The 13869-nt window shown below is 67.4% G+C and carries 13 protein-coding genes; 9 read left to right on the top strand and 4 right to left on the bottom strand.

Translation table 11 applies throughout. The features are described 5' to 3' along the window. The 6 genes from AC1PPK_RS17395 to AC1PPK_RS17420 are packed head-to-tail and all read left to right on the top strand — an operon-like array spanning position 1 to position 8537. Entirely contained in the window at positions 1-1005 is a 1005-nt protein-coding gene (locus AC1PPK_RS17395) for an aldose epimerase family protein (RefSeq protein WP_481114269.1), read from the top strand. A 36-nt stretch (positions 1006-1041) separates the two neighbouring features. Continuing rightward, entirely contained in the window at positions 1042-2493 is a 1452-nt protein-coding gene (gene pyk, locus AC1PPK_RS17400; protein WP_481114270.1) for a pyruvate kinase, read from the top strand. Between the two features lie 27 nt (positions 2494-2520). Then, entirely contained in the window at positions 2521-4170 is a 1650-nt protein-coding gene (locus AC1PPK_RS17405; RefSeq protein WP_481114271.1) for an NADP-dependent glyceraldehyde-3-phosphate dehydrogenase, read from the top strand. A 19-nt stretch (positions 4171-4189) separates the two neighbouring features. Then, a complete protein-coding gene (gene eno, locus AC1PPK_RS17410; RefSeq protein ID WP_481114272.1) occupies positions 4190-5476 on the top strand; it encodes a phosphopyruvate hydratase in 1287 nt (428 codons plus the stop codon). A gap of 13 nt (positions 5477-5489) precedes the next feature. Further along, positions 5490-8249, top strand: a complete 2760-nt coding sequence (gene ppc / locus AC1PPK_RS17415; protein WP_481114273.1) for a phosphoenolpyruvate carboxylase — start codon at positions 5490-5492, stop codon at positions 8247-8249. A 3-nt stretch (positions 8250-8252) separates the two neighbouring features. Then, a complete protein-coding gene (locus tag AC1PPK_RS17420) occupies positions 8253-8537 on the top strand; it encodes a SemiSWEET transporter (protein WP_481114274.1) in 285 nt (94 codons plus the stop codon). Between the two features lie 99 nt (positions 8538-8636). Here AC1PPK_RS17420 and AC1PPK_RS17425 read toward each other — a convergent pair whose 3' ends face one another. Then, on the bottom strand, positions 8637-9041 hold the full coding sequence (locus tag AC1PPK_RS17425) for a nuclear transport factor 2 family protein (RefSeq protein ID WP_481114275.1): 405 nt from the start codon (positions 9039-9041) through the stop codon (positions 8637-8639). A 37-nt stretch (positions 9042-9078) separates the two neighbouring features. Continuing rightward, positions 9079-10092, bottom strand: coding sequence for a zinc-binding alcohol dehydrogenase family protein (locus tag AC1PPK_RS17430; RefSeq protein ID WP_481114276.1), 1014 nt, complete (start codon positions 10090-10092; stop codon positions 9079-9081). Between the two features lie 121 nt (positions 10093-10213). Between AC1PPK_RS17430 and AC1PPK_RS17435 the strand changes: the two genes are divergently transcribed. Next, entirely contained in the window at positions 10214-10801 is a 588-nt protein-coding gene (locus AC1PPK_RS17435; RefSeq protein WP_481114277.1) for a TetR/AcrR family transcriptional regulator, read from the top strand. Positions 10802-10849: 48 nt separating this feature from the next. Here AC1PPK_RS17435 and AC1PPK_RS17440 read toward each other — a convergent pair whose 3' ends face one another. Together AC1PPK_RS17440 and AC1PPK_RS17445 are read right to left on the bottom strand one after the other, a co-directional pair. Beyond that, positions 10850-11671 carry a response regulator gene (locus AC1PPK_RS17440; protein WP_481114278.1) on the bottom strand — a complete coding sequence of 274 codons (822 nt, stop codon included), beginning with the start codon at positions 11669-11671 and terminating at the stop codon, positions 10850-10852. Beyond that, positions 11586-12452, bottom strand: coding sequence for a response regulator (locus tag AC1PPK_RS17445; protein WP_481114279.1), 867 nt, complete (start codon positions 12450-12452; stop codon positions 11586-11588). Before AC1PPK_RS17445 ends, AC1PPK_RS17440 begins: the two co-directional genes overlap by 86 nt. A gap of 146 nt (positions 12453-12598) precedes the next feature. Between AC1PPK_RS17445 and sugE the strand changes: the two genes are divergently transcribed. Next, positions 12599-12919 (top strand): quaternary ammonium compound efflux SMR transporter SugE, encoded by a 321-nt coding sequence (gene sugE, locus AC1PPK_RS17450; protein WP_481114280.1) that lies wholly within the window; start codon positions 12599-12601, stop codon positions 12917-12919. A 161-nt stretch (positions 12920-13080) separates the two neighbouring features. Beyond that, positions 13081-13563, top strand: a complete 483-nt coding sequence (gene pedF, locus AC1PPK_RS17455) for a cytochrome c-550 PedF (protein ID WP_481114281.1) — start codon at positions 13081-13083, stop codon at positions 13561-13563. Positions 13564-13869 lie beyond the last annotated feature (306 nt).

The raw sequence follows: 13869 nt of genomic DNA on the forward strand, positions 1-13869 counted from the left end.
ATGCCGCGCTACCGCATCGTCCACGCCCATTTCGACGGCCTGCCCACGGTCGTGCTGGAAGACAGCCAGGCCGGCACCCGCGCCGTGCTGTGCACCACCGGCGCCACGCTGCTGAGCTGGCAGCAGGCCACGGCGGACGGCCCGCTCGAACTGATCGACGGCTACGCCAGCGCCGCCGAGCTGCACAGCCAGGCCGGCGTACGCAGCGGCATCATGGCCCCGTTCAGCAACCGCGTCGCCGATGCCCGCTATCGCTTCGACGGCGCCCTCCACGACCTGCTGCCCGGCGTGCCGGACGCCGAGCGGCTGATCTACCACGGCTTCCTGCGCAACCTCGAACTGCCCATCGTCGAAGCCTGGGCCGACAACGACGCGGCCAGCGTGGAGTTCACCTGCAGCGCAATCCGGCCCGGCGCCTTTGCCGGCTACCCCTTCGCCCTCGACCTGCGCATCCTGTTTTCCCTGTCCGAGCAGGGCATTGCACTGGAGCTGGAAGCCCACAACGTCGGCGACGTGGCAGCCCCCTACAGCTGTGGCTGGCACCCCTACTTCCGCCTCGGCGACGAGGGCATCGAGCACCTCAAGCTGCACCTGCCGGCCCGCCACGGCATCGCCACCGACGCTGCGTTGATCCCGCTCGTCAACGCCGCCGCCTACCAGCCCCTGCGTGCGCTGCCGGCCCTCGACTTCCGCCTGCCCTGGGCCATCGGCCACACCGTCATCGACGGCTGCGTCGCCGACCCCATCGCCGACGCCCACGGCATCGTACTCACACGCCTGCGCGACCCGCTCAACAGGCGCGCGGTGGAGATCTGGCAGCACGGCGGACTGGTGCACCTGTTCACCGGCGACACCCTGGCCCGCGACGCGCGCCGTTCCGTCGCCGTCGAGCCGGTGTCGGCGATGACCGACGCCTTCAACCGCCCGGACTGCGCCGCTGCGCTCCGCCTGCCACCCGGCGGCAGCCACCGCTTCCGCTGCGGCGCCCGCTTCGAGCAGGGCTGAGACGCAACCCACACTTATAAATACCAGGAGACAAGCGTGCCCCACCGCAACACCAAGATCATCGCCACCCTCGGGCCGGCCAGCGCCGACGAGGCGAGCATCCGTGCCCTCGCCGACGCCGGCGCCGACGTGTTCCGCCTCAATTTCAGCCACGGCAGCCACGACAACCACCGGGCCGTGCACGCCGCGATCCGCCGCGTCGAAGCCGCCCTCGGCCGCCCGCTCGGCATCCTGATGGATCTGCAGGGGCCCAAGCTGCGCCTCGGCACCTTTGCCAGCGGCAAACCGCGCCTTGCCCGCGGCGACCTCATCCGCTTCGACCTCGACATCACGCCGGGCGACGCCCATCGCGTGTGCATTCCCCACCCGGAGATCATCGCCGCCGTGCGCCCCGGCGACACCCTGCTGATCGACGACGGCAAGATGCGCTTCCGCGTCATCGAGAAAGCCGGCGACGCAGTTACCGCCGAAGCCCTCACCGACGGCCTGCTGTCCGACCGCAAGGGCGTCAACGTGCCATCGGTGGCCCTGCCCCTGTCGGCGATGACCGCCAAGGACCAGGCCGACCTGGCCTTCGGCCTCGAACTGGGTGTCGACTGGGTGGCCCTGTCCTTCGTGCAGCGCCCCGAAGACCTCCATGAAGCCCGCGCCATCATCGGCAAGCGCGCCTGGCTGATGGCCAAAATCGAGAAGCCCGCCGCGCTGGCCCATCTCGACGCCATCATCGCCGCCGCCGACGGGGTGATGGTGGCGCGTGGCGACCTCGGCGTGGAACTGCCGCCGGAGGAAGTGCCCGGCCTGCAGAAGCGCATCGTGCGGTGCTGCCGGGAAGCCGGCAAACCGGTGGTGGTGGCGACGCAGATGCTTGAATCGATGATCGAGGCGCCCGCGCCGACCCGCGCCGAAGCCTCCGACGTGGCCACCGCCGTGTATGACGGGGTGGACTGCGTGATGCTGTCCGCCGAGTCCGCCTCCGGCAAATACCCGCGGGAAGCCGTCGAGATGATGACCCGCATCATCGCCTGCACCGAGGCCGACCCGCTGCAGCGCCAGCTGATGGACGCCGTGCATGGCCGGCTGGAGCACAGCAGCACCGACGCCATCGGCGCCGCCATGCGCACCGTGGCCGGCGTACTGCCGCTGGGCGCGACGGTGGCCTACACCTCGTCCGGCGCCACCACCCTGCGCCTCGCCAACCAGCGCCCGCGCGCACCGATCCTCTCGCTGACGCCCGACGAGCGCGTTGCGCGCCGCCTGGCCTTGGTGTGGGGCGTGCGCTCGCGCCTGTCCCGCCGCGTTGCACCGACCACCACCGACCACGACGCCGCGATGCTCGCCGAAGCCGCCGAGGCCTGCCGCGACGAAGGCCTCACCACGCCGAGCGACGCCTTTGTGCTGGCCGCCGGCGTGCCCTTCGGCACTCCCGGCTCGACCAATCTGCTGCGCGTGGTGCTGCCCGGCAGCGCCCAGCAAACCCAATCCCTATAAGACGACAGCCCACCAAAGGAAACGACCATGACCCACTCCGACGCCCGCGGCAATCTCAAGGAAAGCCTGCTCGCCCTCTTCCCCGAGGAACACCAGATCGCCGAGGACTGCCGCATCCTCTCCCCGCTGCACCAGCGCAGCATCCTCCTCGACGGCGAAATGCACGTGTGGAAGGGCGAGACCCGCCCGGTGCACTCCCCCATGTGCGTGCGCGGCGCCGACGGCAGCCTGACCCACGTGGAGCTGGGCAGCTACCCGATGACCGGCACCGCCGAGGCCGACGCCGCGCTGGCCGCCGCCGAGCGCGCCTACGACCACGGGCGCGGCCAGTGGCCCACCATGTCGGTGGCCGAGCGCATCGCCTGCGTGCAGAACTTCACCAACCAGATCATCGCCCGCCGCCGCGAGATCGTTAACCTGATCATGTGGGAGATCGGCAAGAGCCTGGCCGATTCGGAGAAGGAGTTCGACCGCACCATCGACTACATCAAGGCCACCATCGCCGAGCTCAAACAGCTCGACAACGGTAACTCCCGCTTCCAGATCGTGGACGGCACCATCGCCCAGATCCGCCGCTCGCCGCTGGGCATCGTGCTGTGCATGGGGCCCTACAACTACCCGATGAACGAGACCTTCACCACCCTGATCCCGGCGCTGATCATGGGCAACGTGGTGGTCTTCAAGCCGCCGCGCTTTGGCGTGCTGCTCTACTACCCGATGCTGGAGGCCTTCCGCAGCGCCTTCCCGCGCGGCGTCATCAACATCGTGTACGGCCAGGGCAACGTGGTGGTGCCGCATGTAATGGCCTCCGGCAAGGTCAATGTGCTGGCCCTCATCGGCACCAGCAAGGTCGCCGACCAGCTCAAGAAGGCCCACCCCAAGTCCAACCGCCTGCGCGCCGTGCTGGGCCTGGAGGCCAAGAACGCGGCCATCATCCTGCCCGACGCCGACGTGGAGCTGACCGTCAAGGAATGCATCGCCGGCACGCTGTCCTTCAACGGCCAGCGCTGCACCGCCATCAAGATGATCCTGGTGCACCAGGCCATCGCCGAGCGCTTCCTGCGCCGCTTCTGCGAGGAGATCGGCAAACTCAAGATCGGCATGCCTTGGGAAAAGGGCGTCACCCTCACCCCGCTGCCCGAGATGAACAAGGTCGCCTACATGAACGACTGCATCGCCGACGCCGTCGGCCAGGGCGCCCGCGTGCTCAACGAAGGCGGCGGCACCTCGGTGGAGACCCTGTTCTACCCGGCGGTGGTGTACCCGGTGAAGGAAGGCATGAAGCTCTACCGCGAGGAACAGTTCGGCCCACTGATCCCAGTGGCGCCCTTCGAGGACATCGAGACCGCGCTGGAATACGTGATCAGCTCCGACCACGGCCAGCAGGTGTCCATCTTCGGCACCGACCCAGACCAGATCGCCAGCCTGGTGGACCCGCTGGTGAACCAGGTGTGCCGCGTCAACATCAACTGCCAGTGCCAGCGCAGCCCGGACATCTTCCCCTTCACCGGCCGCAAGGACTCCGCCGAGGGCACCCTGTCGGTGCACGACGCGCTGCGCGCCTTCTCCATCCGCACCATGGTCGCCGCCAAGCAGACCGAGGCCACCAAGACGCTGCTGGACGCCATTGTGCTCGGCCACAAGTCGAACTTCCTCAACACCCACTTCATCCTCTGAGCCGCAGGAGCCCATCACCGTGAGCAAGATCATCGACCTCATCGGCCGCGAAATCATCGACTCCCGCGGCAACCCCACCGTCGAATGCGACGTGATCCTCGACTGCGGCGCGGTCGGCCGCGCGGCGGTGCCGTCCGGCGCGTCCACCGGCAGTCGCGAGGCCATCGAGCTGCGCGACAAGGACCCGGCCCGCTACGGCGGCAAGGGCACCCGCCAGGCCGTCGCCCACCTGGACGGAGAGATCCGCCGCGCGCTGGTGGGCCTGCCGGCCAGTGAACAGGTGCGCATCGACCAGACCCTGATCGCCCTCGACGGTACCGACAACAAGTCGCGCCTGGGCGCCAACGCCCTGCTTGCCGCATCGATGGCTACCGCCCACGCGGCAGCCGCCGCCACCGGCCTGCCGCTGTACCGCTACCTGGGCGGGGCCGGCCCCATGCTGCTGCCGGTGCCGATGATCAACGTCATCAACGGCGGCGCCCACGCCAACAACAGCCTCGACCTGCAGGAGTTCATGATCGTCCCCACCGGCGCGCCCACCTTCTCGGAGGCGGTGCGCTACGGCGCCGAGATCTTCCACAGCCTCAAGCGGGTGATCGGCGAGCGCGGCATGAGCACCGCCGTTGGCGACGAAGGGGGCTTCGCCCCGTCGGTGGCCAGCAACGAGGCGGCACTGGAGCTGATCCTCGAAGCCATCGAGAAAGCCGGCTTCGTCGCCGGCAAGGACATCCACCTGGGCCTCGACTGCGCCGCCTCCGAGTTCTACCGGGACGGTCGCTACCAGCTGGCCGGCGAAGGCCGCAGCCTGAGCTCCGACGAGCTGGTGGACATGCTCGCCGGCTGGTGCGCCAAGTACCCGATCATCACCATCGAGGACGGCATGGCCGAGAACGACTGGGACGGCTGGGCCAGCCTCACCCGCGCCCTTGGCGACAAGGTGCAACTGGTGGGCGACGACCTTTTCGTTACCAACACCGCCATCCTGCGCGAAGGCATCCGCAAGGGCATCGCCAACTCCATCCTGATCAAGGTGAACCAGATCGGCACCCTCACCGAGACCATCGCCGCCATCGACCTGGCCCGCCGCCACGGCTATACGTCCATCGCCTCCCACCGCTCCGGCGAGACCGGCGACACCACCATCGCCGACCTGGCGGTGGGCCTGTCCACCGGGCAGATCAAGACTGGCTCCATGAGCCGCTCCGACCGGGTGGAGAAGTACAACCAGCTGCTGCGCATCGAACAGCAGCTCGGCAGCGCCGCCCGCTACCCCGGCCGCGACGCCTTTCCCCTCGCCGACCACTGACCGGGGCCCACTGATGAACGCCATCGATCCCCTCAAGACGGCGGAGGACCGGCTGCGCCGCGACATCCGCCAGCTCGGCCAGCTGCTCGGCGACACCGTGCGCGCCCAGCACGGCGAGGCCGCCTTCGACCTCATCGAGCGCATCCGCCGCCTGTCCACGGGTTTTCACCGGCTGGACGACGAAGCCCTGCGCCAGGAGCTGGCCGCCACGCTGGACGGTCTCAGCCCCGAAGAGACCACCCAGGTGGTGCGCGCCTTCAGCTACTTCTCGCAACTGGTGAACATCGCCGAGGACCAGGACCAGCTGCGCCGCCGCCGGGCCGCCCAGCTGGCCGGTGAGGCGCCCGCGCCGGGCAGCATGGCCGTCGCGCTGGAGCACGCCTTCGCCGCCGGCCTTGGCACCGACGCCCTGCGCGACTTCTTCCAGTCCGCCCAGGTCTCGCCGGTGCTCACCGCCCACCCGACCGAAGTGCAGCGCAAGAGCATCCTCAACTGCCAGCAGGCCATCGCCCGCCTGCTCGACGAGCGCGACCGCCTGCAGCTCACGCCGGACGAGGCCGAGGCCAACGAAGACGCCCTGCGCCGCGCCGTGCTCACCCTGTGGCAGACGCGCATGCTGCGCTTCAACAAGCTGTCGGTGATGGACGAGGTGAGTAACGGTCTCTCGTACTTCGACGCCACCTTCCTGACGGAGCTGCCGCGCCTCTACGCCCGCCTGGAAGACCGCCTGGCCCGCGCCGACGGCAGCGACGACGCGGCGGACGCCGCCGAGCTGCCAAGCTTCCTGAAAGTGGGCAGCTGGATCGGCGGCGACCGGGACGGCAACCCCTTCGTCACCGCCGAGGTGCTGGAGGAAGCCCTCGCCACCCAGGCCCGCCGCCTGTTCGGCTGGTATCGGGAAGAGGTGTCCACCCTCGCCTCGCAGCTGTCCGTTGCCGAACTGCTGGCCGGCGCGTCGGACGCGCTGCTGGCCCTCGCCGCCGCCTCGCCGGACCGCTCACCCCACCGCATGGACGAGCCCTACCGGCGCGCCCTGTCCGGCATCCTGGCGCGCATCGCCGCCACCGAGGCGTACCTGCTGAACCAGCCGGCCGATGGCGAGGCCGCAGCCTACGCCAGCCCCGCTGCGCTGGCCGCCGACCTGCGTACCGTCCGCGATTCCCTGTGCGCCCACGGTTGCGCGCCGCTGGCCCATGGCCGCCTGCGACGCCTGCGCCGGGCGGTGGACGTGTTCGGCTTCCATCTCGCCCCCATCGACCTGCGCCAGAACTCCGACGTGCATGAACGCGTCGTCGCCGAGCTGCTGGAAGCCGCCCATCCGGGCACCAGCTACCTGCGCCTGCACGAGGGCGCCCGCATCGAGTTGCTGCTCGCCGAGATCGCCTCGCCGCGCCCGCTGGCTTCGCCCTACCGCAGCCACTCCGCCGAGACCGAAGGCGAGCTGGCGATCTTCCGCGCCGCCCGCCAGGCCCATCTGCGCTACGGCCCGGCGGCGGTGCCCAACTGCATCATCTCCAAGACCGACGGCGTGTCGGACATGCTGGAGCTGGCCCTGCTGCTGAAGGAGTGCGGCCTGCTCCACCCCGAAGACGGGCGGCTGGACGTGAACATCATCCCGCTGTTCGAGACCATCGCCGACCTGCAGCACAGCGGCCCGGTGATGGACCGCCTGCTGTCCCTGCATCCCTACCGGCGCCTGCTGGCCTCCCGCGACGACACCCAGGAGGTGATGCTCGGCTACTCCGACAGCAACAAGGACGGCGGCTTCCTCACCTCCGGCTGGGAACTCTTCAAAGCCGAGACCGAGCTGGTTTCCATGTTCGCCCGCCGCCACGTGCGCCTGCGCCTGTTCCACGGCCGCGGCGGCTCCGTCGGGCGCGGCGGCGGCCCCAGCTACCAGGCCATCCTCGCCCAACCGAAGGGCGCAGTGCAGGGCCAGATCCGCCTCACCGAACAGGGCGAGGTGGTCGCCGCCAAGTACGGCCGCCCGGAAGCCGGCCTCGCCAACCTGGAAGTGCTGGTCGCCGCCACGCTGGAAGCGAGCCTGCCCGGCGGCGGTGGCGACGCCCCGCGGGCCGACTTCATCGACGCGATGGACGCTCTCTCCGCTGCCGCCTTCGCCGCCTACCGGGCGCTGGTGTACGAGACCGACGGCTTCGAGCGTTACTTCCGCGAATCCACCGTGCTGGCCGAGATCGCCGACCTCAACATCGGCAGCCGCCCGGCGTCGCGCAAGCCGTCCACCGCCATCGAAGACCTGCGCGCCATCCCGTGGGTATTCAGCTGGGCCCAGTGCCGGCTGATGCTGCCCGGCTGGTTCGGCTTCGGCAGTGCGGGGGGCGCCTACGTCGCTACCCACGGCGACGCCGGCCTCGCGCGCCTGCAGGCCATGCACAAGGACTGGCCCTTCTTCGCCAGCCTGCTCGGCAACATGGAGATGGTCCTCGCCAAGAGCGACATTGCCATCGCCGGCCGCTACGCCAGCTTGGTGGAAGACCCGGCCCTCGCCGCCGCCATCTTCCCGCGCATCCAGGCCGAACACGCGGCCACCGTGGACGCCGTGCTGCGCATCACCGGCCAGCAGGAACTCCTCGACGCCAGCCCGCAGCTCAAGGACGCGCTGCGCAACCGCTTCCCCTACCTGGACCCACTCAACCACGTGCAGGTGGAACTGCTGCGGCGCTACCGCCATGGAGATGAAGACGAACGCATCCGCCGCGCCATCCGGCTGTCGATCAACGGCATCGCCGCCGGCCTGCGCAACTCGGGGTGAGTCATGAGCGTTTATGACTACAAGGACCTCATCGGCTACACCGCCGCCGTCCTCACCACCATCGCCTTCGTGCCCCAGGTGCTGCACACCTGGCGCACCCGCTCGGTGGACGACGTCTCCTTCGGCATGTACCTCACCTTCACCACCGGCATCGGCCTGTGGCTGACCTACGGCATCCTCGAGAACTCCTGGCCCTTGATCCTCGCCAACACGCCCACCTTCGCACTGGCCCTGAGCATCCTGGCGATGAAGGTCCGCTACGGCGGGCGGCGCATGGACCCAAGCTGACGCCGTAGTCCCTTTTTCCCTCCCTCGTTACCCCGATCCGCGCGAGCAGATCGGGGCTTTTTTGCGGCACGCTCTAGCGGACACGCCCGCGACGGCGCATCAGGCCGGGCTCAAGGCATCCCGCAGCGCCTCCGTATCCTCGTAGAAGTGGTAAAGCGTCAGGCGCCCGTCCTGCACCTTGCAGATCAGCGCCCAGTCGCTGGCGAAGTCCTTGCCGGTCTGGCGGCTCTTGTGGCGCAGCGTGCCGTACAGCGCAGCATGTTCTCCTGCGGAGAAGCTCGACTCGACATTGAATTCGCCGGGTTCCAGCAGCTCGACGAAACCGCCGAAAAAGCCCTTGGCGCCCTCCGTACCGACAAAGGTGCCATGCAGGGGGTTGTGCGGATTGGCTTGCGGCCGGGTCGAGATGAAGCGCGCCTCAGGGTCGACCAGGGCCAGCGCTTCGTCCATGCGGCCGGTGAAGATGTGACCGAGGAAGTCTTGAACAATTGCGAGTGTAGTCATAAGGGTGTTTCCAGTCAGGGTTGAGGTTTGGGATGAATCAAAAACCGGACAGCACCAGCTTGCCGACGCTGCGGCCGCTTTCCAGTTGCCTATGGGCGGCACGCAGGGTGGCAGCATCGATGGGGCCGAGCACTTGCGAGGCGGTGGACACCAGCCGGCCGCCGTCGACCAACGCCGCCACGCTGTCGAGAATCACGCCCTGCCTTGCCCGGTCGCCGGTCGAGAACAGGGAGCGTGTGAACATGAACTCCCACAGAAAACTGACGCTCTTGCGCATCAGCAGATTCAAGTCCGGGCTCGCCGCAAACGGCGCGATGCAGCACAGCTTGCCCTGCGGGGCGATGAGTTCGGCCAGGGCCGGATAGTGGCGGTCGGGATCGTTGAGCAGCAGGATCAGGTCCGGTGCGGCCAGCCCCAGCGCCTTGAATTGCGCACCCATGTCACTGAAGTGGTCGATGACCGCATGCGCCCCCAATTCCTCGCACCAGGCACGTGACTCGGGCCGCGAGGCAGTGGCCACCACCGTAAGGCCGGGTACCAGTCGCGCGAGCTGGATCGCAATCGATCCCACACCGCCGGCGCCGCCGACAATCAGCAGCGTGCGCTTCCTGGCCGGGGCCAGGAGTGACAAGCCCATGCGGTCGATCGGGGCTTCCCAGGCAGTCAGGGCGGTCAGCGGCAAGGCGGCGGCGCGCTCCGGGGACAGGGATTGCGGGCGGTGCCCGACGATTGCGGCATCGACAACATGCAGTTCGCTGTTGGCGCCCGGCCGGCTCAGGTCGCCGGCGTAATACACCGCATCGCCCATGGCAAAGCCGGACACGTCCGCGCCGAGGCCCACGACCTCGCCCGCCACATCCCATCCCAGCACCTCGAAGCGCCCGTCGTCCTGCTTGCGGCGCCGTTGCCGGTAGTCGGCCGGATTGACCGATACCGCCTGCACCCGCACCAGCAGATCGCCAGCGCCCGGCGACGGCTCCGGGATATCCCGCTCGATCAGGGATTCCGGGTCTTCAATGGGTAAGGCCTTCAACACGCCCACGGATTTCATCGCTGCACCTTTCATCTCGCCGCATCCACTGGAATCCCGATCTCTCGGAATATCCAACTAAAACGTTGGAGTTGATTCTAGTATGATTTTGGCAAGAGGTACAACCAAGAGAACAAGAACGATGGCCTGGGATATCGAAGGTACGAAGCGCAAGATTCTTGATGCGGCGATGGGCGAATTCGCCCTGCGCGGCCCGGACGGCACCACCGTCGAACGGATTGCCAAGGTGGCCGGCGTGAACAAGGAGCGCATCTACAACTACTTCGGCGACAAGCGCGAACTCTTTTCCGCGGTGCTGCGCAGCGAGCTCGCCAAAGTTGCCCTGGCCGTGCCGCTGGAGTCTTTTGCCACAGAAGACGTCGGGGACTACGCCGGGCGTGCCTACGACTACCACTGCGAGCATCCCGAACTGAGCCGGCTGCTGCGCTGGGAAGGCCTGACCTTCGACGGCGAGGTGCCGGACGAAGCACAGCGGCGCGAGTACTACGGTTACAAGATCAAGGCCGTCGCCGACAGCCAGCGGCAAGGCACCGTCACCCGTACCATCGAGGCAGACCATCTGGTTTTTCTGGTGCTGGCGCTGGCCGGCTGGTGGTCAGCCGTGCCGCAGGTTGCGCGCATGCTGACGGGACAGGACGGACCGCAGGAACACGCCCGGCGACGGGCATCGGTCGTCGAGGCGGCTCGACGCCTGGCCGCTGCGCCCTAGCGCAGACGGCCACGTTGCCCTTGTCGGTGAACCCGATCGGGCGCTTCTTCAATCGGGTAGGTTGGCGGCTGGGCGGGACAGCCAGCGCAGGATCGTCTCATAGAGAGCTTCGGGCACCACGGGCTTCGCGACGAAGTCGTTCATGCCCGCATCGAAGCAGCTTTGCCGGTCCTCCTCGAAGGCATTCGCCGTCATGGCCAGAATGGGGGTATCCACGTTGAGCGACTCGCTCCTGATCAGCTTGGTCGCATCGAGGCCATTGAGGTTGGGCATCTGCATGTCCATCATGATCAACGCGTAGCGCTGCTGCCTGGCCATGGCCACCGCCACCCGTCCATCCTCCGCCAGATCGACGTCCAGTCCGGCATCTTCGAGCAGACTCCGCGACACCTCCTGATTGACCGGCTCGTCTTCCACCACCAACACCTTTGCGCCGCCATGCACATCGAGCAAACGTTGTTCGGCAGGCGGCAACGCGGCAAGGGCCGGCGCACCCAGCGCGTCAGCGCAGCCCTTTTTCAGGCTCACCGTAAACCAGAAGTCGCTGCCCTGGCCCACCTCGCTCTCGACACCGATCTCCCCGTCCATCATGTGCACGAGCCGTTTGCTGATCGCCAGGCCCAGGCCCGTGCCCCCGTATCGGCGGGTGATCGACGTGTCCGCCTGCTCGAAGGCGGTGAACAACTTCTCCTGGTTCTCCGCAGCAATCCCGATGCCGGTGTCGACGACATCCCAGCGCAGGAGGAGGCTGTCGGAATCGTCGGCAACGACCCGGCAGCACAAGCTAATGGAGCCCTCCGCCGTGAACTTGACCGCATTGCCAGCCAGGTTGAGGAGGATCTGCTCCAGGCGCATCGGGTCGCCGATCACGGCAAGATTCCAGCAGCAAGGCCGCCTCGGAGCGCTTGCGCACCAGCAGGTTCTGGATCCGCGCCTTCAGCTCCAGCGGAAGGATGGGCTTGGCCACATAATCGTCGATGCCGAGATGGAACAGTTCGATCCGCCGGGCCGCATTATCGAATGCCGTGGTAGCAAGGATCAGAATGTTCCCCAGCGGCGCCGGCTGCCGCCGAATCCGGTTGATGAAGCGCGACCCCGTCATGTGCCCGCCGAGCACGATGTCGCAGATCAGGATGTCGTAATGCTGCTGGTGGATGGCGTTCCAGGCGTCGTCGGCGGAATCGAAGGCATCGACCTCCATCCCCCATTCCCGCATCTGGGCGCACAGGTGCAGCTGCTGGTCGTGCGCATCCTCGACATACAGCGCACGACACGGCATCTGCCCATGCACTTTCAGGAAACGGCGCAGAAAGGTGACCAGTTCCTCCACATCCTGTTTTCTGAACAGCTCGGTGGCGCCGGCTCGACTCGCCGCCACGGCCAGCCCCGATGAAGGGCTGGCCGTGAGGATCACAATGGGCTCGTAAGGCGCCACATGCGGGGCGCGCAGCTTGCGGGACAGCTCGGTGCCCTCCCCGTCGGCCAGCTGCCACGCCACCACGAAGCAATGGAAATACGCATTCGAAACGGCATCCATGGCCTCGGCAATGCTCCTGACCAGCACGATCCGCACGCTCTCGTCGGCCAAGGCGTTCTCGAGGATATCCCGGTACAAATGTCCACTGTCGACCAACAGGATGTTGATTGCCATATATGCCGTGCGTAAGCGCAGTGCCCTAAATGGGTATCAAGGATATACTCTATTCCCCATCGCCGTGCGGGCGGTGGGCAGAAGCAGGGACGGCCCTGCTTGCTCGCACTTCATCGGGGACGGCCCCATTCCCTGGGGAAATACTGATGAACTGGATCGCACTCTTCGTCGCCGGCCTGCTTGAAGTGATATGGGCCATTGGCCTCAAATACACCGAAGGCTTCACCCGCCTGTGGCCCTCCGTCGGCACCGCGCTGGCCTTTCTCATGAGCCTCGGCCTGCTCGGCTGGGCGATGCGGGATCTTCCTGTCGGCACCGCCTACGCGGTATGGGTCGGCATCGGGGCGGTGGGCACCGCCATCGTCGGCATGGCCTTGCTGGGCGAACCGGCCTCCCTCCCGCGCATCCTGAGCCTCGGTCTCGTCGTGGCCGGTATCGTCGGCCTCAAGCTGTCGTCCCCGGCCTGACATCAAGCTCCGCCAGGGAGCACAAAGCCACCACTGAACTCTCTGGCAAAAAAGCGATCAGTGTCCCGCAGGAAACACGTGAGTTGAGACCTCCCCTCAACCCGACCGAGGTTTCCGCACGCTGCAGCTTGATAACAGATCATAAATAGAGGAGTCCCTGCATGTTGAAGTTGAAAGGTGCGTTCGGCCTGCTGGCCGCGGGCGTGCTCGTAGCAATGAGTCCGCTCGCCATGGCCCACGGCGATGTCACGCCCCACCCCATCGATACCTCGTCACTGAAGCAGCTCGGCACCACCTGGGCCGACGCCAACCCCTACCGGGGCGACAAGCTTGCGGTGTCCGTCGGCGCCGAAGGCTATATGCACAACTGCGCAGGCTGCCACGGCCTCAACGCCGTCGCCGGCGGCGTCGCCCCCGACCTGCTCAAGCTCGACGCGGACTGCCTGGACATGGACTCCAAGGAACAACAGGAAGCCTGTCTGAAGGACACCGACGCCTACTTCAAGGAAGTCACCCTGTCCGGCAAGAAGAACGGCGAAGGCCGCTACACCATGCCTGCCTACAGCGCCGTCTTCTCCCAGGAAGCCGTCTGGGCCCTCAAGGCCTACGTGGATTCCCGCACCCACGAGGAACTGCACAAGTAAGCCCACCGCAACACCCCTCGCCCCGGCACGGCCACCCCGGCCGGGGCGAACCCTTGCGACGGACGGTGCACGAAGCCCTCCCACCCCGCAAGTGCTTCATCCCATCCCCAAGGCCTTGATCAGCCCAACCTGGTCAAGGCCTTTTCACTTCCGAAGAAGACCTTGCACGCGTGCGAGATCTACGTGCACGCGTGCACATTGAGGTAACAGCCGTGCACGAAGACCTTGCAGCCGTGCACGTTGAACATTGGCGCGTGCACGTTGAGCGTGCACGGCTGTGAGGTCTTCGTGCACGGGGTGAAGTTG

The organism is Zoogloea sp. JDB1 (assembly GCF_056724025.1).